Annotated in this window: 18 protein-coding genes; 4 read left to right on the top strand and 14 right to left on the bottom strand. The window is 64.9% G+C overall.

Going from position 1 to position 20,295, the window contains the following annotated elements; translation table 11 throughout:
* Nucleotides 1–50 precede the first annotated feature (50 nt).
* On the top strand, nt 51–1,046 hold the full coding sequence (locus A3AS_RS0111735) for a glycosyltransferase family 2 protein (protein WP_018317783.1): 996 nt from the start codon (nt 51–53) through the stop codon (nt 1,044–1,046).
* An 8-nt stretch (nt 1,047–1,054) separates the two neighbouring features.
* Nucleotides 1,055–1,738, top strand: coding sequence for a class I SAM-dependent methyltransferase (locus tag A3AS_RS0111730; RefSeq protein WP_049814853.1), 684 nt, complete (start codon nt 1,055–1,057; stop codon nt 1,736–1,738).
* 2 nt (nt 1,739–1,740) lie between these two features.
* Here the strand turns inward: A3AS_RS0111730 and A3AS_RS0111725 are convergent, their stop codons facing one another.
* From A3AS_RS0111725 to tolQ, 11 genes are all read right to left on the bottom strand, one after another.
* Complete coding sequence (locus A3AS_RS0111725) at nt 1,741–3,186, bottom strand: hypothetical protein (protein WP_018317781.1); 1,446 nt, start codon at nt 3,184–3,186, stop codon at nt 1,741–1,743.
* A gap of 170 nt (nt 3,187–3,356) precedes the next feature.
* Nucleotides 3,357–5,282, bottom strand: a complete 1,926-nt coding sequence (gene ftsH / locus A3AS_RS0111720) for an ATP-dependent zinc metalloprotease FtsH (RefSeq protein ID WP_018317780.1) — start codon at nt 5,280–5,282, stop codon at nt 3,357–3,359.
* 264 nt (nt 5,283–5,546) lie between these two features.
* Nucleotides 5,547–6,605: a tRNA lysidine(34) synthetase TilS gene (gene tilS / locus A3AS_RS0111715; RefSeq protein WP_018317779.1), complete on the bottom strand. Its 1,059-nt coding sequence runs from the start codon at nt 6,603–6,605 to the stop codon at nt 5,547–5,549.
* A gap of 77 nt (nt 6,606–6,682) precedes the next feature.
* Nucleotides 6,683–7,729, bottom strand: coding sequence for a tol-pal system protein YbgF (ybgF, locus tag A3AS_RS0111710; protein WP_018317778.1), 1,047 nt, complete (start codon nt 7,727–7,729; stop codon nt 6,683–6,685).
* A 201-nt stretch (nt 7,730–7,930) separates the two neighbouring features.
* Complete coding sequence (gene pal / locus A3AS_RS0111705) at nt 7,931–8,419, bottom strand: peptidoglycan-associated lipoprotein Pal (protein ID WP_018317777.1); 489 nt, start codon at nt 8,417–8,419, stop codon at nt 7,931–7,933.
* A gap of 321 nt (nt 8,420–8,740) precedes the next feature.
* Nucleotides 8,741–9,466 carry a hypothetical protein gene (locus A3AS_RS0111700; RefSeq protein WP_018317776.1) on the bottom strand — a complete coding sequence of 242 codons (726 nt, stop codon included), beginning with the start codon at nt 9,464–9,466 and terminating at the stop codon, nt 8,741–8,743.
* A gap of 190 nt (nt 9,467–9,656) precedes the next feature.
* Nucleotides 9,657–11,987: a bifunctional diguanylate cyclase/phosphodiesterase gene (locus tag A3AS_RS0111695; RefSeq protein WP_018317775.1), complete on the bottom strand. Its 2,331-nt coding sequence runs from the start codon at nt 11,985–11,987 to the stop codon at nt 9,657–9,659.
* A gap of 252 nt (nt 11,988–12,239) precedes the next feature.
* Nucleotides 12,240–13,586 carry a Tol-Pal system beta propeller repeat protein TolB gene (gene tolB / locus A3AS_RS0111690; RefSeq protein ID WP_026201904.1) on the bottom strand — a complete coding sequence of 449 codons (1,347 nt, stop codon included), beginning with the start codon at nt 13,584–13,586 and terminating at the stop codon, nt 12,240–12,242.
* Between the two features lie 41 nt (nt 13,587–13,627).
* Complete coding sequence (locus A3AS_RS0111685; protein WP_018317773.1) at nt 13,628–14,587, bottom strand: hypothetical protein; 960 nt, start codon at nt 14,585–14,587, stop codon at nt 13,628–13,630.
* A gap of 4 nt (nt 14,588–14,591) precedes the next feature.
* On the bottom strand, nt 14,592–15,041 hold the full coding sequence (tolR, locus tag A3AS_RS0111680; RefSeq protein ID WP_018317772.1) for a protein TolR: 450 nt from the start codon (nt 15,039–15,041) through the stop codon (nt 14,592–14,594).
* Nucleotides 15,042–15,084: 43 nt separating this feature from the next.
* Complete coding sequence (gene tolQ, locus A3AS_RS0111675; RefSeq protein WP_018317771.1) at nt 15,085–15,801, bottom strand: protein TolQ; 717 nt, start codon at nt 15,799–15,801, stop codon at nt 15,085–15,087.
* Between the two features lie 412 nt (nt 15,802–16,213).
* On the opposite strand from tolQ, the gene A3AS_RS0111670 reads away from it, so the two are divergent.
* On the top strand, nt 16,214–16,732 hold the full coding sequence (locus tag A3AS_RS0111670) for a DUF2231 domain-containing protein (RefSeq protein WP_018317770.1): 519 nt from the start codon (nt 16,214–16,216) through the stop codon (nt 16,730–16,732).
* Between the two features lie 112 nt (nt 16,733–16,844).
* On the opposite strand, the gene A3AS_RS0111660 is transcribed toward A3AS_RS0111670, so the two are convergent.
* Entirely contained in the window at nt 16,845–17,102 is a 258-nt protein-coding gene (locus A3AS_RS0111660) for a hypothetical protein (RefSeq protein ID WP_018317768.1), read from the bottom strand.
* A gap of 128 nt (nt 17,103–17,230) precedes the next feature.
* Complete coding sequence (locus A3AS_RS0111655) at nt 17,231–17,995, bottom strand: serine acetyltransferase (RefSeq protein WP_018317767.1); 765 nt, start codon at nt 17,993–17,995, stop codon at nt 17,231–17,233.
* A gap of 322 nt (nt 17,996–18,317) precedes the next feature.
* Here A3AS_RS0111655 and A3AS_RS0111650 point away from each other — a divergent pair, with 322 nt between their 5' ends.
* Nucleotides 18,318–19,481, top strand: coding sequence for an acyl-CoA desaturase (locus A3AS_RS0111650; RefSeq protein ID WP_018317766.1), 1,164 nt, complete (start codon nt 18,318–18,320; stop codon nt 19,479–19,481).
* Nucleotides 19,482–19,572: 91 nt separating this feature from the next.
* On the opposite strand, the gene A3AS_RS0111645 is transcribed toward A3AS_RS0111650, so the two are convergent.
* Nucleotides 19,573–20,274, bottom strand: a complete 702-nt coding sequence (locus A3AS_RS0111645; protein ID WP_018317765.1) for a peptidoglycan-binding protein — start codon at nt 20,272–20,274, stop codon at nt 19,573–19,575.
* Between the last annotated feature and the right edge of the window lie 21 nt (nt 20,275–20,295).

Genomic DNA, 20,295 nt, shown 5'->3' with positions numbered 1-20,295 from the left:
CCACCGCCGAACTAGACTCCCGCCCCTGCAACCCAGCCGGATTCTCTCGCATGGCGGCCAATTCCAGATCGATCCGCTACAGCCTCGTCATCCCCGTGTTCAACGAGGAAGCCGTGCTGCCGGTCCTGCTGCGCCGGCTCGACCTGGTCTTGTCCCGGCTCGACGGTCCGGCCGAAGCGATCTTCGTCGACGACGGCAGCAGCGATTCCAGCTCGATCGTGCTCGAGGCGCTCGCCAAGCGCGATCCGCGCTTTCGCTATATCGGCCTGTCGCGAAATTTCGGCCATCAGGTTGCCATCACCGCCGGCATGGACGCAGCGGAAGGTGACGCGATCATCGTGATGGATGCCGATTTGCAGGATCCGCCCGAAGTGATCGAGCAATTGATCGCAAAATGGCAGGAAGGCAACGACGTCGTCCACGCCCGCCGCCTGTCGCGCGAAGGCGAAAGCCGGTTCAAGCGTGCGACGGCGCATCTGTTCTACCGGCTCCTCGGCAGGATGTCCTCGGTCGGCATCCCCGCCGATGTCGGCGACTTCCGCCTGATCGATCGCAAGGTGCTCGATGCACTCAGGCAGATGCCGGAGCAGGATCGATTCGTACGCGGCATGATCGCCTGGCTCGGTTTCCGGCAGGCCGAGGTCGCCTTCCACCGCCTCGAGCGCGCTGCGGGCGAAACCAAATACCCGCTGTTCAAGATGGTGCGGCTCGCGGTGAACGCCGCGCTCGGCTTTTCCGATCTGCCCCTGCGGCTTGCGATCTGGTGCGGCTTGACGGTTTCGGGACTGGCCCTGCTCTACGGCGGCTGGGTGATCCTGCTGTGGCTCAGCAAGGACAGCCATCTCGTCACCGGCTGGTCGTCGACGATCGTCGTGGTGTCCCTGCTGTGCGGAATCAACATGCTGATGACCGGCATCGTGGGGCTCTATGTCGGCCGCATCCATGCCGAGGTGAAGCGCCGCCCGCTTTATGTGGTGCAGACGCGCGCCGGCTTCGATCGCAACGAGGCGGCGGCAGCCCCTGCCATCCACGCCGTCAACGAGTGACCCGGCGCATGAGCGAGCTCTTCGACGGCTATCACGCCAACTACCGTGACGTTGTCCAATCCTCGATCGACTTCTCCGGCTTGCCGCATGATTTCTTCATGCGCGCGAAGGCCGATCTGCTGCGCAATCTGATCGCGGAGCGGCTGAACACCGAGAGGCCCGACATGCTGGACGTCGGCTGCGGCGTGGGCAGCCTTCATCCGCTGCTGCACGGCATGGTCGGCTGCTTGAGCGGTATCGACGTTTCGTCGGCCAGCCTGGCGCAGGCCCGCGCGGCCAATAGCGGGGTCGACTACCGCGAGTTTGACGGCCGCAGTTTTCCCTTCGAGGACGCCAGCTTCGATCTCGTGACGGCCATCTGCGTGATGCACCATATCGTGCCGGCCGAATGGACGCATTTCATCACCGAGATGCGGCGGGTGGTGCGCCCCGGGGGGCTCGTCTGCGTGATCGAGCACAATCCCTACAACCCGCTGACACGTCTTGCCGTTGCGCGCTGTGAGTTCGACCGGGACGCCGTCCTGCTCAGTGCCGGCAAAGTCCGAAAGCTGATGGCTGCGGGCGGCTTGCGCGAGATCGGCGCCCGCCATTTCCTGCTGCTCCCCTGGGACACCAAACCGGCGCGTCGCCTCGAAGATGCCCTGAGCGGCGTGTCGCTCGGCGGCCAATACGCGGCCTTCGGGACCGTCTGACTTTATCTTTGCGGCGTATCCCGCCGCTTGTGCACGACCGCCACGTCGTCGCTGTAGACGCGTTGCCACTGCGGCAGCCGGTCGAGCATCGCGACCGCCGGTGTCCGCGGCGCGAGCAGCGTCGCGCCAATGTCGTATTCGTCGAGCAGCTTGAGAAAATCTGCGAGGTCGACCAGCGCCAGGGCACGATTGTAGCGGTCGATGAACGGCCCGCCATACAGTTCGCCGCGACCATCGATAAAGGTGGGAATGCCGGCAAAGATCAAATAGCCGCCGAAGGAATAGTCGTTGAGCACACGCCCCGCCTTGGCGAGGTCGGCTTGAGCGATGGCAGCCTGAGGGGTGATGACGGGAGCCGGCCGTATGTCGCGCGCCAGCGCCGCCCCGCTCATCGCGATCAGAACACCGAACGCGGCCAGATTCAGGCCACGCGACGCCCCCTCCGCATCGTCCGTGACCCGCCCGCCGAACTTCCTGCCCAAGGGAGCCGCCAGATAGAGCGGCGCCAGCATGGCCAGCAGATCCGCGTTGCGGACCTGCGCCAGTGCGAAATGGAGCAGGCCGATCACCACCAGGGCCCGCACGACCGGCAGCGTCACGCCGCGCGCGAGCGCAAAGATGCCGGCCAGCAGCAGCAACTCGAAGCCACCGACATGGCTGAAATCCTGCGGCCGCCATTCCCCGATCCAGGCGAGCGCAGAGCCGAGGCCGAGCGTCGTCAGCGGCATCAGCAGCGGCTCCGGCCCGTGCGGCGTCAGGCAGGACGCTGCGAGGGCAAGGGCCGAGAAGGGCAGCCATCGCAGCAGCACGCGCGGCCATTCGCTTCGCTCCTCACGCAGCAGCGCCTCGAGCACCGCCGGACCGATCAGCCCGAGCGCGAGCACGACGCTGCCATGCAGATTGGTCCACAGCACCAGCAGCGGCAGCGCCCAGTATGGCGGAGGCCCGCCGCGATCCATGCAGCGCACCAGGGCGGCCGCCCAGATCACCATCACCGGCAGCACGAGGACATGTGGCCGCGCCAGCATATGCGGCGCCAGCAGGATGACGGCCGCGATCACCATCAGCAGCGTCAGGGCCGGCGAGAGCTCGCGCAGCAGGAAGAAGGTGAACAGGCCAAAGGCGAGCGCTATCGCCGCTGCTGCGACGACGACGACGCCGGGCCAGCCGGACAATGCGTAGGCTCCGGCGTAGACGATTTCCGAGAGCCATTCGAACGTGATCCAGGGCGCGCCATGCTTCGAAAACGAAAAGGGATCGCTCTCCGGCAGGGTGCCATGCGCGATGATCCAACGCCCGACCTCGATATGAGAATAGCTGTCGGGATCACCGAGCAGCCACGGCCCAACGATCAGCAGCAGGGCATAGACACCGAGGCCCACTGCCCAAGGGAGCGCTGCACGTGCCGAAAACGGTTGAACCGCGCTGTGGACGACCTGGTCAGTCATGGCGGGCCAAAATAGGCCGCAAGCGTTAAGTTCTTCTTTAGTGATTCCCGCGTTTGCCCCGGAAGCCGCGCGCCTCGCTCGCGCCGGGGACGCTCTGCATCCACGAACCGCCGGCCAACAAAAAACGCGGCGTTTCCGCCGCGTTTTGCAATCTCATCTGTCGCTCGCGATTACGCCTGCGGCTGCGGCTCCAGGCCGGGATCCGCATCGGGCCGCGGGCGCGGCGACTTGCCGGCCGGGGGCACCGCCGAGGCACGCGGCGTGCTCGGCTCGAGCACGGACTCGCGGTTCGGCTTCTTGCCCTTGAGCAGATCGACGATCTCGTCGCCGCTCAGCGTCTCGAACTCGAGCAGGCCCTTGGCGAGAGCTTCGAGATCGGCGCGCTTCTCGGTGAGAATACGCGTCGCTTCGTTGTAGCCCTCTTCCACGAAACGCCGGATCTCGGTGTCGATCTTCTGGACCGTCGCCTCCGATGCGTTCTGGGTGCGCGACACCGACATGCCCAGGAAAACCTCGTCCTGGTTTTCGCCATAGGACACGGTGCCGAGCGCCTCGGACAGGCCCCAGCGCGTCACCATCATCCGGGCCAGGCGTGTCGCCTGCTCGATGTCGGAGGACGCACCCGAGGTCACCTTCTCGCGGCCGAAGATCAGCTCTTCGGCGACACGGCCGCCCATCATGATCGCGAGCCGCGAGGTCATCTGCTCCAGAGACATCGACAGCTTGTCGCGCTCGGGGAGCTGCATGACCATGCCGAGCGCACGACCGCGCGGAATGATGGTCGCCTTGTGGATCGGGTCGGTCGCGACGACGTTGAGGCCGACGATGGCGTGGCCGCCCTCGTGATAGGCCGTCAGCAACTTCTCTTCCTCGGTCATGACGAGCGACTTGCGCTCGGCGCCCATCATCACCTTGTCCTTGGCCTCTTCGAACTCGGCCTGCGTCACCATCCGCTTGTTGCGGCGGGCGGCGGTCAGCGCAGCCTCGTTGACGAGGTTCATCAGGTCGGCGCCGGAGAAGCCCGGGGTGCCGCGCGCGATGGTCTTGAGGTTGATATCGGGGGCCAGCGGCACCTTGCGAACGTGAACCTTGAGGATCTGCTCGCGGCCGACGACATCCGGATTGGGCACCACGACCTGGCGGTCGAAGCGGCCGGGACGCAGCAGCGCGGGATCGAGCACGTCGGGCCGGTTGGTCGCGGCGATCAGGATCACGCCCTCGTTGGCCTCGAAGCCGTCCATCTCGACCAGCAACTGGTTCAGCGTCTGCTCGCGCTCGTCATTGCCGCCGCCGAGACCGGCGCCACGGTGACGACCGACCGCGTCGATTTCGTCGATGAAGATGATGCAGGGCGCGTTCTTCTTGGCCTGCTCGAACATGTCGCGGACGCGGCTCGCGCCGACGCCGACGAACATCTCGACGAAGTCAGAACCGGAGATGGTGAAGAACGGCACGTTGGCTTCGCCCGCGACCGCACGCGCGATCAGCGTCTTACCGGTGCCGGGAGGGCCGACCAGCAGCACGCCGCGCGGAATGCGGCCGCCGAGGCGCTGGAATTTGCCGGGGTCGCGGAGGAATTCGACGATTTCCTGGAGGTCCTGCTTGGCCTCGTCGACGCCGGCGACGTCCTCGAAGGTGACGCGGCCATGCGCTTCGGTCAGCATCTTGGCGCGCGACTTGCCAAAGCCCATCGCCTTGCCGGCGCCGCCCTGCATCTGCCGCGACAGGAAGATCCACACGCCGATCAGGGCGATGAACGGCAGCCAGGAGACCAGCAGCGAGACGAACCACGGCACGTTGTCGCCCGGCGGCTTCGCGGTGATCTGGACCTTGCTGTCATAGAGACGCTTCACCAGCGTCGGGTCGCTGGGCGCATAGGTCTGGAAGCTGGAGCCGTTGGTGAAGGTGCCGTGAATGTCCGGCCCCTGGATCACGACGTCGCGCACATTGCCGCGGTCGACCTCGCTCAGGAGCTGCGAGAAGGCGATGTCCTGCGAGGAGGCCCGCTGACCTGGATTCTGGAAGAGCGTGAACAACGCCAAAAGCAGCAAGACAATAATGACCCAGAGGGCGAAATTGCGCAGATTGGCGTTCATCGATCTTCCTTCGTGGTCGCGCGGATCGCGGCCTCATCCTTGGGCTCTACGAGGAAATCCCCAAGGAATCCTCATCGTTAGACGCATACAATTTAGGTGCCGCCCCGGTCGCTGCCAAGGGAACGAGATGGGACTATTTATCCCATCTTAGAGCGATTCCCGCTGAAATAATGGCGACCTGACCGGGGTTTTTCCTGCCTGGTTAAGGTGTCCTGACGGCACGGGGCCGAATTGGCCGGTGTCATGATCCGCCCACGCCCGCGCCTATCCGCCCTTGCGACGCCGGGCCGGCGCCGGTGCGATGTGGATACGCCCGCGGGCAAGGCTGATCAAGGCTCCCGCAAGGGTCTGCCTCATGGCCGGACGGCCGTTTGCGCCTGCGCGAGGGCTTGCGGCGATGGCCTGGTCGAGCACGGCCAGGAGAGATTCAATCTTGCCGAGTTCCGCCGGCCCTTCATGCCCGAGCGCGTTGATGGCCCGCAGCAGCAGCCGCAGCCGGACCTCCTCCGGCAGGCCGGCAAAGGTCGCGGCCTCGAAGCTTCGAACGCCAGCCTGCGGCGCATCGCCGCGATCCCGCAAACGGAGGAAGCGCTCGGCGCCGTCGGCCAGCACCTCGACCGCCGCATTGGCCCGCGCCAGCCGGGCCGCGAGCCGCACCAGCGTGCGGGCATCGCCACCCTCGGCCGCAAGCAGCGGCAGCAGCGCGCGCAGCCGCGGCCGGGTGAAGGCGGTGTCGCGGTTGGTGGGATCGTCGGCAAAGCCGATCCTGGCCCGCCTCAAGGTCGCGATCAGTTGCGCCTTCGGGACCTCAAGCAGCGGACGCGCCAGCACGATCCCGTCGCGCTCGCTGAGGGAGGCCATTGCCGACAGCCCGGCAAGTCCGCTGCCGCGCAACAGGCGCATCAAGAGGGTCTCGGCCTGGTCGTCGCGGGTGTGAGCGGTCAGCACATGGCTCGCGCCGACGGCACGCGCGGCCTGCGCGAGCAGGCGGTAGCGCGCCTCGCGCGCCGCCGCCGGCAGTCCGGTCTTCGGCTTTGCGCCGCGCCAGCGCAGGGTCCGGTGCGGCAATCCGAGCTCAGTGGCGAGCCGCTTGACCTCGCGCGCCTCACGCGCCGCCTCTCGCCGCAGGCCGTGATCGATCGTGACGACGGTGAGACGCGGGCCGCGCGCAAGGCTGCGCTGCCAGCGCGCCGCGAGCCACATCAGCGCGACCGAGTCCGGCCCGCCCGACACGGCGAGCACCAGCGCCGGCGCGCGCTTCAGGCCGGCGAAGAGCCGCCTCGCCTCGCGTGCCGAGATCGGAGAATTGTCATCGTCTGACATGACGCGGGCCCTGACTGCCGCAGGCGGATGGTTACGATGTCTAGCGCAGCACCATCCGCATTGTCAGGACCCCGACGTCAGCACTTCACCCGTTTCTGCTCGCGGTCGACCGCGGCTTTGACGCCGGCGGAGGCGCGCGGATATTTGCGGCCGACCTCGCCGAAGGCGGCGCAGGCGGCCTCCTTCTCCTTCAGCGCGGCGAGCGACTGGCCGAGCCGCAGCAGCGCATCCGGAGCCTTGGCCGATTTTTCATATTTGGTGGTGACGGCGAGGAAGGCTTCCGCGGAGTCCCGATATTGCTGGCGCTGGAAGTAGCTCTCGCCGAGCCAGTATTGCGCGTCCCCGAGCAGCGGGTCGCTCGGATATTTCTGCGTGAAGTTCTTCATGGTCTGCTCGGCGAGCGCGTAGTCCTTGCGCTGCATGTAGCCGATGCCGAGGTCGAACTCGTCGCGCGGCGTCGCCGAGGGCGGCAGGGTGGTCAGGCCGGCGCCGCCAGCCGGCGGCGGATAGCCGGATTGGGCCGGCGGATAGCCGGGCTGCGCGGCCGGGGGAGCGGCCTGCTGCTGATAACGGGGGCCGGTGTTGGCGAGATCGAGCGGCTCGCCGGCGCCGCGGCCGCCTGGTGCTCCCGACGGCATCGGCTGCGGGCCGCCGCCGAGCGCGCGCGGCGCACCGGGCGCGTTCGGGTTCTGGCTCGGATCGAAGGCATCGCCGCGGCGACGCGTGCCGGGAGCGCCGGGCGCCGGCTGCTCCTGAATGATCGGCGCCGGAGCGGCGCTCTGCGGCTGCTCGTAATTCGGCTGCACGGCCTGCTGCTGCGGCTGCTGGCGATAGCCGGGCGCGACCTGACCTGGTCCGACCTGGGCGGGCGGCATCGCCGCGACGTTGGGCGCCTGTCCGGGCGCGCCTTGGGCGCCGCCCTCGAGCGCCCGCAGCCGCTCTTCGAGCTGGCGGTTGCGGTATTGCAGCTCTTCGTTCTGGCCGGTGAGCTGGCGCAGCTGGTTCTCCAGCCGCTCGATCCGCATCTCGGGATCATCATCGGTCTGGGCGAAGACGGGCGTGCACAAGGGGAGCAGCGCGGCGATGGCCACGGCGCCTGTAAAGACCTTAAATCTGGATGACATCTTGCCCTGACGACGAAAGCGAAATGGCCTGCGACGGAACATGCGACGCGCCACACATTGAAGGGGAGTACGCCAAAAATGTGTCTGGCACCACGGGGATTCTGTCACGGATTGCTGAAACGAAACCGGCGCCCGAGAGGGCGCCGGCATAATCGGTCTTGGAAGATGAACGGCGCCTGACTGAGAGCCAGTATCTCGGCGTCAGGAGCTCGCGTTCAGCACGGTGACGGCACGACGGTTCTGCGACCAGCAGGAGATGTCGTTACAGACGGCGACCGGCCGCTCCTTGCCGTAGGAGATCGTGCGCATGCGGTTCGGATCGATGCCGCGCGAGGCGAGGAACGAACGCACCGACTGGGCACGGCGGGCGCCGAGCGCGATATTGTATTCGCGGGTGCCGCGCTCGTCGGCGTGGCCTTCGACGGTGAAGCTGTAGCGCGGATAGGTCTGCAGCCACTGCGCCTGCTTCTCCAGGGTCACGATCGCCTGCGGGGTCAGATCGGTCTGGTCGCTTTCGAAGAACACGCGGTCACCCACGTTGACGACGAAATCCTGCTGACTGCCAGGCGTTGCCGCATTGGCCATCGCATCCGTCGCAGCATTCTTGTTGGCGCAGGCGCCCATCGACAGCGCGACGGCGAGCACCGCGACCAGCTTCAATCCCTGGAGGATACGCATAGGATGTTTCATTCCGGAGCCTCCACGCTCACGTTAGTCCACTGCTGTCCGGTCTACAGGGGGTTGGTTAAGCGAACGTTCCGTCAACCTTGACGGAACCTTGCCTCAGCCGATCAAATGCCCCCAACCAGCGAAAAGCACCCGTCATGGTTAATGGGTTGTAAATGTGGCGCGAGGGTGAAGGCAAGTCGCACCGGCCGGCAAAAACGCCGGCTTTCGCCTGAATTTTGGGCCAAGGGCGTGATGCGTGGCGACGCGCGATGGGTAAGGGGTGACGGGCAAAAGGCCGAGCCCAGGCTCAAACCTGGCGCCGCATCCGCGCCACCGCCGACTTTAGGCGTGCGCGGCGTCCGCCACGAGCACCGGTCGCTGCGGCACCTGGCGCTGGCCGCCGCGCCCGAACAGCATCCGCCGCTCGAACGCGGTCGACCGCATGATCGGATAACGCTCGAACACCTTCTTGCGGAAGGTCGGGAAGTCCGCGGCCATCAGTCCGAACGGCTTGGTGAGGCCGGGAACCAGGCGGGGCTCGGCGATGGTCTCGTGCAGGAACACCCGCCGGTAGAAAGCCTGATGCTCGGGACGCACGATGGCGAGACCGAGATCGGCATTGAAATGCTCGCAGGCCATGTAAGCGAGACGCGTCGTCAGATAGGGCAATTCCGGAACCCGCTTTACCTGGTCGGGATCGGCGACGAAGCGGGTCGGGTCGATCATGACCTCGCCGCGGTCGAGCCGCGGCAGCAGGATGTCGGGGAAGACATCGGCCGAGGTGGACTCGCGCCATTCCGATGTCAGCACGCTGATGCGCACCGAGCTGCAGAGCTCGCCATGGAGATAGACGCCGAAGGTCCACGCGTTCGGCAGCTCGTCGTAGCGGTCGGTCACCCGCGCATCGGCGGAGGGCTTGACCGCGCCCTCCCGCAGATAGGCGCGGTAGCGGAGATTGTAGATCTCCTCCTTCTCAGCGACGGTTTCCGCAAGATGATAATCGACGTCGGTCAGAAGCTCCGCTCCCCGTCCAACAGCCGAAATGACAGATCTGGCTGAGGACTGCATTCCAACTCCTTACCCACACTCACGTCGCGACATTCAAAGGCAATTCCCGCAAGACAACTTGCGCGCGCGCCATGATTTATTAACACCTTCTTAACAAGTATGCAAAGCAATCGAACGGTTAGGGTTAACCACCGTAGCACTACGGTACCCTGCAACAGCCTGAAATGTTGGGACGTTTTGAGAAACGGACTTAAGCGAAGGAGCGCGAGCTGGCGACGTGAAGCTGGCCTTCGCCGCGCCGTCCATGCGAGGCGTTGAGCAGCTGGCGCATCCGCACGGCGGGCACCGGACGGCTGAACAGATAGCCTTGCGCCTCGGAGACGGTGCCGTCGGCGCTGATCAGATCGAGCTGCTCATTGGTCTCGATGCCTTCGACCACGACGGCCATGCCGAGATCGGCGGACAGCCGCGCCACGCCGCGCAGCAGCGTCAGCGGGCGGTCGGTGTCGATGCCTTCGAGGAAGGATCGGTCGATCTTCACCTTCTGCATCGGGAAATTGTGCAGATAGCTGAGGCTGGAATAGCCGGTGCCGAAATCGTCGAGCGAAATGCGCACGCCGAGCGCATGCAATTGCGACAGGATGTCGTGGGTCAGCTGGGTGTTGCGCAGCAGGGAGGACTCGGTGATCTCGATCTCCAGCCGATGCGCCGGCAGGCCCGACACCTCCAGTGCGTAACGGATTTCGCTCAGCACGTCGCGCTGGTGGAATTGCTGCGGCGAGAAGTTGACGGCGACGCTGACGCCCTCCGGCCACTTCATGCATTCCATGCAGGCGCGGCGCAGGATCCAGCGGCCGAGATCGACGATCAGGCCCATGTCCTCGGCGACCGGGATGATGTCGATCGGCGAGACCGTGCCGCGCACCGGATGATTCCAGCGCAGCAGCGCCTCGCAGGTGGTGATCTTGCCGGACTTCAGATTGACCAGCGGCTGGTAGAACAGCTCGAATTCCTCGTTGGCGAGCGCCTTGCGCAGGTCGAGCTCGAGGATGCGGCGGGCCTCGACGGTCGCCGCCATCTCGTCGCGGAAGAAGCAGAAGGTACCGCGGCCGTCGGCCTTGGCGCGGTACAGCGCCATGTCGGCATTCTTGAGCAGCGTATCGGCACTGGCATCGCCCGGCGAGGTCAGCGCGATGCCGACGCTGGCGCCGATCTCGACCAAATGATTGTCGATGCGGTAGCGCTCGCTCAGCCGCTCGACGATGCGGCGGGCCAGCGCGGCGGCGTCCTCGGGCGAGGAGATGTTCTGCTGGAACACGACGAATTCGTCGCCGCCGAAGCGGGCGACGAAATCTTCGGGGCGCAGCATCTCGCGCAGACGGTTGGCGACGGCGCACAGCAGCTGGTCGCCGCAGGGATGACCGAGCGTGTCGTTGACCTGCTTGAACTGGTCGAGGTCGACGAACAGCAGTGCGGACAGCCGCTCGGCATGATGCGAATTCTTCAGCAGCCGCTCGATCTCGTCGTGGAAGCTGACACGGTTGGGCAGCGCGGTGAGCTCGTCATAACGGGCGAGATGGCTGATGCGGGCTTCCGCATTGGTGCGTTCGGTGATGTCTTCCAGCAGCAGCACCGTGCCGCCGCCGGTCATCGGCTGGAACGTCCAGGCCAGGGTGCGGCCGCGCGAGGAATCCGGATCCGCGGTGACGATCTCGCAGATCCGCGCATGCTCGATCTCGGCCAGGATCTGATCGCCGCTCTCCGCCGAGATCGACCCGGCGGAAACGCAGGCCGCCGCGATATCGGCGGCGGTGGCGCCGCGCTTGACGAGGTCCTCGGGCAAAGCCATCAGCTCGCCGAAACGATGGTTCATCACCGCAAGGCGGCCGTCGGCGCGGAACATGCACAAGCCATGCGGCATGTTGTTGAGCGCGGTGTCGAACTGGCTCGCCAGCGCGGATTCGCGGAAGCTCGAGGTCAGCGCCTTGACGAAGATCGCATGCAGGCTGAGGTTGATGTTCTTCAGCCCGATGAAGAAGAACACCAGCAGGATGGCAAGACCGATGTGGTAGAAGCCGCCGTGCAGCAGCAGGGCGAGCGACATCGGACCGCAGGCCAGTGCGACGTGCCACTGGATCACCCGGGGCTGCCCGTAATTGCGGGCGGCGCCGCCCGCAGTGTAGCCGATGCCGATGGCCACACAGAGCATGTCGGCGACCGGATCGTTGTTGTTGTAGATGACGACGAAGGCCCACACACCGAGCACCGCCGCATAACTCAGCGCGCCGATCCAGTAACGCGGCTCCAGGTGCTTGGCCTCTTCGAATGACAGCACCTGGGTGCGGTTTTCATATCCGCGCATCTGGAACGCGCGCGCGGTGCCGATGGCGATCAGCAGAAACGCGAGCGGCCACAGCCAGACATCGCCCGTCTTCAACGCAGTCATCACCGCGGCCACGGCCGCGGAGGCCGAGCCGAAGAAGATCGCCCAGAAATTCTGCACCATGGAGTTGATGAGAGCGGCGTAGAGTATCGGCTCCAGCTCGTCTCGATCACTCTGCTTCTGGTCGGCCAGTTGCATTGGCTTGTTACGCGTCCTGTTTGGCGCGTAGTCTTACCCAGCCCAGATGAAGTCTTTCTGAGGGAACATCGTTAAAGTCGAGTTGTTTTTCGGTATCAGCGAACCGATTTCCGCTTAAATATCAAGCAACTAGGCAAGCCTTGCCGGGCGCAAGGTGAAGGAAAGCTTGCTTGGCGCCGAGAAGTCGAAAAAATCGGCGCGTTTTTCGACAACATCGCGCGTCTGAACGCGCGATGTTTTAGCGTTCTCTTGTCAGCCCGCCGTCGAGGACAGCAGCGGCGACCACGCGGGGTCGGAGGCGAAGCCCGGCGTCGGCACCTTGAGCTCGTTGCGGCCAGAGATGTCGACGCTGAACAGCGACGGCCCGCCACTGCCGCCGGGATCGCGGAAGAACATTAGCACGCGGCCGTTCGGCGAGAAGGTCGGCCCTTCGTTGTGGAAGCCGGAGGTGAGCAGCCGCTCGCCGGAGCCGTCCGGCTTCATGACGCCGATCGAGAACTGTCCGCCGCCCTGCCTGGTGAAGGCGATGTAATCGCCCTTCGGCGACCACACCGGGGTCGAGTAGCTGGCGTTGGTATCGTCCTTGGAGAAGGAGATGCGCTGCGCCTGTCCTCCGCCCGCCGCCATCACGTAGATCTGCGACCTGCCGCCGCGATCGGACTCGAAGCAGATGCGGGTGCCATCCGGCGAGTAAGACGGAGACGTGTCGATCGCCGGCGTGTCGGTGAGGCGCGTGGTCGAGCGCGAGCGCAGATCCATCACGAACAAATTGGAATTGCCGCCCTGCTGCAAGCTCATGATGACGCGCTGGCCGTCCGGCGAGAAGCGCGGCGCAAAGGTCATGCCCGGGAAGTTGCCGACGATCTCGCGCTGGCCGGTCTCGATGTTGAACAGATAGACCTTCGGATCGCCCTGGCCGAACTCCATATAGGTGATCTCTTGCGAGTTCGGCGAGAAGCGCGGCGTCAGCACGAGGTCGGAGCCGCGGGTCAGGTAGCGCACATTGGCACCGTCCTGGTCCATCATCGCGAGCCGCTTGACGCGGCGCTCCTTCGGACCGCTTTCGTCCACGAACACCACGCGGCTGTCGAAATAGCCCTTCTCGCCGGTCATCCGCTCGTAGATCTGGTCGGAGATGATGTGGGCGATGCGGCGCCAATATTCCGGCGAGGTGAAATATTGCTGCCCGGCAAGCTGCTGGCCGGAGACCACGTCCCACAAACGGAATTCGGCCTTCAGCCGTCCGTCTGACTGCCGCGTCATGCGGCCGGTGACGAGGGCCTGCGCGTTGAGGGTTTTCCAGTTCTGGAATTGCGGCGCGACGTCGATGTTGCTGATGCGCTCGATGAAGGCGGCCTGGTCGATCGGCGCGAACAGGCCCGAACGCTTGAGATTGTTGGTGATGACCTGCGTGACGCCGTTGCCGACGTCGCCGTCGGACGGCGAGCCCGGCACGAAGCCGGTGATCGCGATCGGAATCGGCTGAAATGCATTGGGGTCGATGCGGATGCGGCCGTCCTGGCCTTGAGCGAAGGCACGTCCGCCCCCGAGCATCGCGAGCGTCGATCCGGTCAGGGTCATGAAGCGGCGGCGGTTCATCGATCGGACGTCATTCATTGCAAAATTCTTTTGTTCGGATGTCACAACATATCTTTCAGGCCGAAAGTCATCGGAATGAGCTTCCAGCTCTCGTACTGCTGCTTCGGCATGAACGAGTAGACCTGGCACTGCACGATGGCGCGCTTGGCGCTCTCCGCCACCGCCTGGGCGATCGACCGCGACGGTCCCCTCACCGCGACCACGATGGGCTCGGACGCCAGCGATCCGTCGATCTTCATGGGAATGTCGATGTCGGCTTCGTACTGGTCGGCATCCTGCCCGTTATAGGTCGGCGTGAAGCAGCGCTTGACCGCGCCCTGGAACGCACCGCGCCATGTCGCAACGTTGTTGGCAGCAGTGCCGGTCGCCGATCCCAGCGAGGCCGACGCGTTCAGCGCCGTTCCCGTGAGCTCGTGCCGGGTCGCGGCACGCTTGTCGAGGTCGCGCTGGATCTGTGCGGGATCGAAGCTGCGCTCCTTGGGCTTCGGCTGCTGCTGCGGCTGCACCGCCGCGACCTTCTGCTCAACCGGCTTGGGCGGCGGCTTCTTGGTCTCCAGCTTCTTCTGCAGCTCGGCGATCGGATCTTCCTTGGCCGGATCAGGCTTCTTTTCCTGCGGCTTCGGCTCTTCCTTCGGCTTCGCCTCGGCGACGGGCTTCGGCGGCTCGGGCTTCTTCTCCACCGGCTTCTCGACCGGCTTCGGCGGCGGCTCTGGCTGCGAATTGGTCTTGATCAGCTCTTTCTTCTCGGTGACCTTGCCGACGGCGTCTTCCTCCGGCTTGGGCTCGGCGATCTTCTCGACCTTGGGCTTGAGCTCTTCCTTCTTGCCGGTCTTCTGCCCGGCCATCATCTTCGCGAGCTGATCGGTGGAGATGATGTCGATCGGGAGCGACTCTTCCGGCGCGACGTAGGCCTTGCTGCTAAAGGTGACCAGCCCCCATCCCAGCACGAGGACATGCAGGGCAATCGACGCAACGAGTGTCTTGTCGACGTTCACCTTCACCGGCCTATCCCTGATCCGCTTCCGTGACGAGGGCGAGCTTCTTGAATCCGGCGCCGGACAACTGGCCCATCACCCTGGCCACCGTGCCGTAATCCGCCTTCTTGTCGGCACGCAGATAGATGCGCTCCTCGAGCCCGCCGCGCGCGTCGGTGATCGCCTTCAGCTTGGGCACCAGCTCGTTGATCGCGATCTCGGCGTCGTTGATGAACACCTTGCCCTTGATGTCGATCGACATCTGGATCGGCTTCTGGTCATTGTTTTCGAGGCTCTTGGCCTGGGTCTGCGGCAGGTCGAGCGGCACGCCGACCGTCAGCATCGGCGCCGACACCATGAAGATGATGAGCAGCACCAGCATCACGTCGACCATCGGCGTGACGTTGATCTCGGCCACGACGGGCTTGCGCCGGCCACGGCGCCCGCCGCCTCCGGACGAACTCGCAACGTTCATCGCCATGATCGCGTGCCCAAATTGCCCTTCACACTATACATGCCGTCCGTCAGCCCCGCTCGTCGATCTGACGCGACAGGATGGCGGAAAATTCATCAGCGAAGCCCTCGAGCCGCTGGGCCTGCCGGTTCACCTCGGAGGTGAACTTATTGTAGAAAATAGTGGCAGGAATGGCGGCGATAAGGCCGACCGCGGTCGCAAACAGTGCTTCCGCAATACCGGGGGCGACGACCGCCAGAGAGGTATTTTTCGACGCCGCGATCGACTGGAAGCTCGACATGATGCCCCAGACGGTGCCGAACAGGCCGACGAAGGGGCCGGCGGAGCCGACGGTCGCGAGCACCAGCAGCCGGCGTTCCAGCCGTTCGACCTCGCGCGCGATCGAGACGTTCATCACCTTGTCGATGCGCATCTGCAATCCCGCGACCGAGCGGGCCTGGTTCTCGAACGAGCGCTTCCACTCGCGCATCGCGGCGACGAAACAGGCGGCCATGGAATGCGTCGGCTTGGCCGAGAGGGTGCGATAGAGCTCCTCGATCGATTCGCCGGACCAGAAGGCCTGCTCGAAACGGTCCATCGAGCGGCGGGTACGGGCAAACAGGAAGATCTTGTCGATGGCGATCGCCCAGACCCAGACCGAGCAGGACAGAAGTCCCAGCATCACCGCTTTCACGATCCAGTGAGCCTGCCAGAACAGCGCGATCAGCGACACGTCCGCGGAAGCGGCAACCGGAAGGGCTGACTGAGCCACGTCGGCCGGATTCATAAGCAGTATCCTCTCAAGGCGATCGTTACCCGATGTGCCGGCCAGCAAATGGCTGCCGGTTCCCCAATGGCCGCGCTAGAACCGGCGCGGCCGGCAAGCCCGCTCAAAGCCTTGTCTTTCTGGGTGCAGGGGCTCGTCCAAAGCCGGCCGTCTGCATTCCCTGCCAAGATGTCAAAACTATGGGCCTTTGGCCCCGGGCCTTGACGGGTCTCGGCTTCGGGCTTTGGGCGCGACTGTCCGCCCTTACCAGAGCCCGGCGTTGGTTAATGCGAGGTTACCGCAGGCAAATTTGGCTGCGGGAAAGGTAGATCGCGCAGGCAGTTGGATCGGCTTGAGTCCGGACACCTGGTCCGGAGGAACCAGCCCTCGCCCGAAAAATTGTCCCAAAAATCACTTTCCGCGAGGTCCTGCCATGACCATCAACCCCAAGACGACCGCCGCGATCGGCGATCACCCGCTCCACCCCATGCTCATCCCGTTCCCGGTCGCATGTCTGGTCGGCGCGCCCATCGCCGATCTCGCCTTCATCGAAACCGGCGACAATTTCTGGGCCAGAGCCGCGATGTGGCTGATCGGGGCTGGCATCGTCATGGCGCTCGTCGCGGCCGTGGCCGGCTTTACGGACTTCTTCAGCGAGCCCCGCATCCGCCGCCTCAACGATGCCTGGTACCACATGGTCGGCAATCTCGGGGCGGTCGTGCTGGCCCTGATCAATTTCTACCTGCGCTACGCCCAAGGCGCCGAGGCTGCGATCAAGCCGTGGGGCGTGGTGCTCTCCCTGATCGTGGTCGGCATCCTCCTGTTCACGGGATGGAAGGGCTGGGAGATGGTCTACCGTCATCACGTCGCGGTGCTGGATGCGCCGGGCCAGACCAGCTCGGAGCCGATCACGCCCCAGCATGGCGGCGAGAGCCATCGTCGCGCCGCCTGAAACCAGCGATCGCGTTACGGGCGAGCTCGCCGGCGCAGGCTGAGCACATAGAGCCAGCCGCCTGCCGCGATCAGCACGGGCAGAACAAAGAGCACAAAGTCGCGGAGCAGGATCATGGGTCCAGCCCCGCTTCCGCAAACGAAACAGCGCGCCCAAGCGCGAAGGCGGCAAGCTGATAGAGGGCGCCGCTGAGAAAGACGTGCCACGCACCGCTTTCCACGAACTCCTGATAGGTCTTGACCTCGGTCGGCCAACCATTGAGGAACGCGATCGCGACCGGCAGCAAGCATCCGAACCGTTCGAACAGGTCCGAGGCACGCGCAAGCAGCGCGATGCGCTGCCTGGTCTCCTTGCATACAATAGTGGTCATGGTCGTACCCGTCGGCGCAGGCGAAAACGCGCCGTCGGGGCTTGGTCGGGCCTCATCGCGATTCGGTTCTAAGGCGCCTGTCTTTTTGCGCGGGCGCATGGATTGGAACGTCGCGCTCTCGGTGAGCGTCAGGCCGCGGAAGCGGGTTCGGGGCAGTTGGTCAGACGCGCGGGATTGCCGATTGCCGTGCAGCCGGCGGGCACGTCACTGATCACCACCGTCCCGGCGCCGATCTTGGCGAAATCGCCGACCTCGATGTCGCCGAGGATGGTCGCGCCGGAGCCGATGAAGACGCCGCGGCCGATACGCGGCGAGCGCATCGGCAAGTCGCCATGGCGCCCGATGCTGACGTTCTGAAGGATGGTGACCTCGTCGCCGATCACCACATTGGCGCCGATCACGATCCCGGTGGCGTGGTCGAGATACACCGACGATCCAAGGGTCGCGGCGGGATGAATGCTGACCTGCAGGACGTTCGAGGCCTCGTTCTGCAACAGCAGCGCCGCGTCGCGCTGGTCATGACGCCAGAGCCGGTGCGAGACGCGCCAGGCTTGGAGCGCCAAATAGCCCTTGAAATGCAGCAGCGGCGGCAACAGGCCGGCGACGGCGGGATCGCGGAGCACGATCGCCTGCAAGTCGCGGCCGGCCGCTTCGATCAATTCCGGCGCGCCACGAAAGGCGTCGATAGAAAAGGCCGTGAAGCGTGCCTGTTCGGCGGCGTTGCCGCCAAGCCTGCGCCCGATCAGATCGGCCAGAGCCGCGGCAAGACTATCATGCGCCAGCACCGCATCGGCAAGCGACTTGCCGAAGACGGGATCGGATGCGCACGCACGCTGCGCCTCCGCGCGTATATTCTGCCAGAGGCGATCATTCGTTGCGGTCGCAGCTGCCATCAAGGCCGCCTCCGGTGCTTTGGTGCTTCCTTCACGTGTCGAATATAGGCTGCGGGCAACCCGCGCGCCACGCGGCGGCCGCAATGACTACCTGAGCACCATGCCGCAGCTCCCCGTGGAGCTACGAGCTTGCATGCCAGCCATCCGCGACCATATAGTCAGTCGAATTTTCGGCCGACGCTGCTTTGGCCGGGATGATCACGCAAAGCAGCTCGCTCAAGCCCCGCGGTGGTCCGCCACCCGCGGGTTTTTCGTACCCGGCGGCCCTCAATGCTGCCGATGCAAAATCCCGGATCCCCGTTACCTGAGGTCACGCTGAAACATGTTGCCCAACGCGCCCGCCGACGACCACCACGACGACGTCATGTACCCCTCCGCCATACCGTTCGTGCTGGTCCATCTCGGTTGCTTTGCGGCGATCTGGTCAGGCGTCACGTGGCAGGCCGTCGCGATCTGTGGGGCGCTGTATGTCGTGCGGATGTTTGCGATCGGGGCGGGGTATCACCGCTATTTCTCGCATCGGGCTTTCGCCACCGGCCGCGTGTTTCAGTTCATCCTGGCCTGCCTTGCGCAAAGCACCGCGCAGAAGAGCGTGTTGTGGTGGGCGGCCAAGCACCGGCATCATCATCTGCATTCCGACACCGAACTGGATGTGCATTCGCCGCGGCAGCGCGGTTTCCTGTACAGCCATCTCGGCTGGATCTTTTACCGGGAGCACGATGGGACTGATCTCGTGAAAGTCGGCGATCTCACGGTCTTTCCCGAGCTGATGTGGCTGCATCGGCTGGAGCTGCTGCCGGCCTTCGTGCTTGCAGCGCTCTGCTTCATGGCGGCGGGGTGGTCGGGTCTGATCGTCGGTTTCCTGTGGAGCACGGTGCTGGTCTATCACGCGACCTTCTGCATCAACTCGCTGGCCCATGTGCACGGACGCAAGCGCTACGTGACGGGCGATGATTCCCGCAACAACTGGCTGCTGGCGCTGCTCACTATGGGCGAGGGCTGGCACAACAATCACCACGCCTATCAGAGCAGCGTGCGGCAGGGTTTTCGCTGGTGGGAGATCGACGTCACCTATTACGTGCTGAAGGTGTTGTCCTGGTTCGGAATCGTCTGGAACATGAAGGCGCCGCCCGAACAGGTGCTGCGCAACGAGCAGCCGCTCGGCGCCCGCGTCATCAATCGGGCCGCCCGCGAGCTTGCCGGGCGGTTCGACGCGCCGAAGCTTGCCCATGCGATCTCTTCGGCGCTGCACCGCGCCGACCCGACCCAGCTGCAGCTGCCGACGCTGCACGACATCCTCAATCGCGCGCATGACGGCGTCGATGCGCTGACACACCTGCATCTGCCGAAGATACCGACCCGCGAGGAGTTTCTCGCCGAGGCCAAGGCGATGTTCGCACGAACGCGATCGCTCAACGAGATCGTGGATCACGCCTACGAACACTTCCTGGCTTCGGTTCACGCGCAGCTCGCCACCGCGCGCTGAAGCCGGCGGTCATGCGATGCAGCCCGGCGCGCGTCATGGCGCCGGGACGCTTCCGTCGCGCGCGCGGCAGGTGAGAGAATCCCGCCGATCCCTAGAGTTCGATCTTCAACCGTTTTGCCGTCTGCGGTCCTACCTGTCCGTCGACAATGAGTCCTTTGGTCGCCTGAAACGCTGCGACCGCCGCCACCGTCAGGTCATTGTATTCACCGTCGATCGGCCCCGGATTGAATCCCAGCTCTTTCAAAGCGCGTTGAATGTCTCGAATGACGGACGCCTTCATGTTCGGCTGCCCAAGCGCATACAGCTGGCTCGGCTCAGCCAGGTCGAGTGCTCCACCCGCCGCCCCATACGTAAAGTTCGGCAGCAAGACGCCGGTATCCCAATTCCGGCCCGACACCTTGCCGCGACGAACGCCATAAGCGGTGCCCATCGCCTCCACGGTGCCGCCCTCGCCGTCACAAACGACGATGTGCCCCATCATGCCCGGTCCGGGCGGATAGCGGAGAAGAATGCCGCCCACCGTTGAAGCTGCCTGCCGCCACGGCACGCGCTTTCCGAGTTTTTGTGAATCGCTCTTCCAGGCGCCCGTATAGGCTTCGACCGTTGCAGGATTGCCGTTGTCGTCGACGCATCCGTACAGGATTCCACCGACCTGATACACTAGCCAGGACATGAACTCCGCGCAGTCCCATGGACCGTGCCAGTTCTTGTTGTTCTTGGGAACGCAGACATTGACGTATTTCTCGCCGATGCGGGACTCGGCCAGCTTCAGCATCTTTTCGCCGTCGGTCATGCTCAATTCCTTCTGCGCAAT

The organism is Bradyrhizobium sp. WSM2793, assembly GCF_000379585.1.
Lineage (GTDB): Bacteria > Pseudomonadota > Alphaproteobacteria > Rhizobiales > Xanthobacteraceae > Bradyrhizobium.
The sequence above is the reverse complement of the archived record's forward strand: the minus strand, read 5'-3'. Positions and strand labels throughout refer to the sequence as shown.

Bases quoted from the DNA above. Each gene is read 5' to 3' on its own strand.
- A3AS_RS0111725 (WP_018317781.1), bottom strand. From the start codon at position 3,186: ATGACTGACCAGGTCGTCCACAGCGCGGTTCAACCGTTTTCGGCACGT.
- ftsH (WP_018317780.1), bottom strand. From the start codon at position 5,282: ATGAACGCCAATCTGCGCAATTTCGCCCTCTGGGTCATTATTGTCTTG.
- pal (WP_018317777.1), bottom strand. From the start codon at position 8,419: ATGAAACATCCTATGCGTATCCTCCAGGGATTGAAGCTGGTCGCGGTG.
- A3AS_RS0111650 (WP_018317766.1), top strand. From the start codon at position 18,318: ATGTTGCCCAACGCGCCCGCCGACGACCACCACGACGACGTCATGTAC.
- tolR (WP_018317772.1), bottom strand. From the start codon at position 15,041: ATGGCGATGAACGTTGCGAGTTCGTCCGGAGGCGGCGGGCGCCGTGGC.
- A3AS_RS0111645 (WP_018317765.1), bottom strand. From the start codon at position 20,274: ATGACCGACGGCGAAAAGATGCTGAAGCTGGCCGAGTCCCGCATCGGC.
- A3AS_RS0111660 (WP_018317768.1), bottom strand. From the start codon at position 17,102: ATGACCACTATTGTATGCAAGGAGACCAGGCAGCGCATCGCGCTGCTT.
- A3AS_RS0111700 (WP_018317776.1), bottom strand. From the start codon at position 9,466: ATGCAGTCCTCAGCCAGATCTGTCATTTCGGCTGTTGGACGGGGAGCG.
- tolB (WP_026201904.1), bottom strand. From the start codon at position 13,586: ATGAACCGCCGCCGCTTCATGACCCTGACCGGATCGACGCTCGCGATG.
- A3AS_RS0111730 (WP_049814853.1), top strand. From the start codon at position 1,055: ATGAGCGAGCTCTTCGACGGCTATCACGCCAACTACCGTGACGTTGTC.
- A3AS_RS0111735 (WP_018317783.1), top strand. From the start codon at position 51: ATGGCGGCCAATTCCAGATCGATCCGCTACAGCCTCGTCATCCCCGTG.
- A3AS_RS0111695 (WP_018317775.1), bottom strand. From the start codon at position 11,987: ATGCAACTGGCCGACCAGAAGCAGAGTGATCGAGACGAGCTGGAGCCG.
- A3AS_RS0111655 (WP_018317767.1), bottom strand. From the start codon at position 17,995: ATGGCAGCTGCGACCGCAACGAATGATCGCCTCTGGCAGAATATACGC.
- A3AS_RS0111670 (WP_018317770.1), top strand. From the start codon at position 16,214: ATGACCATCAACCCCAAGACGACCGCCGCGATCGGCGATCACCCGCTC.
- ybgF (WP_018317778.1), bottom strand. From the start codon at position 7,729: ATGTCATCCAGATTTAAGGTCTTTACAGGCGCCGTGGCCATCGCCGCG.
- tilS (WP_018317779.1), bottom strand. From the start codon at position 6,605: ATGTCAGACGATGACAATTCTCCGATCTCGGCACGCGAGGCGAGGCGG.
- tolQ (WP_018317771.1), bottom strand. From the start codon at position 15,801: ATGAATCCGGCCGACGTGGCTCAGTCAGCCCTTCCGGTTGCCGCTTCC.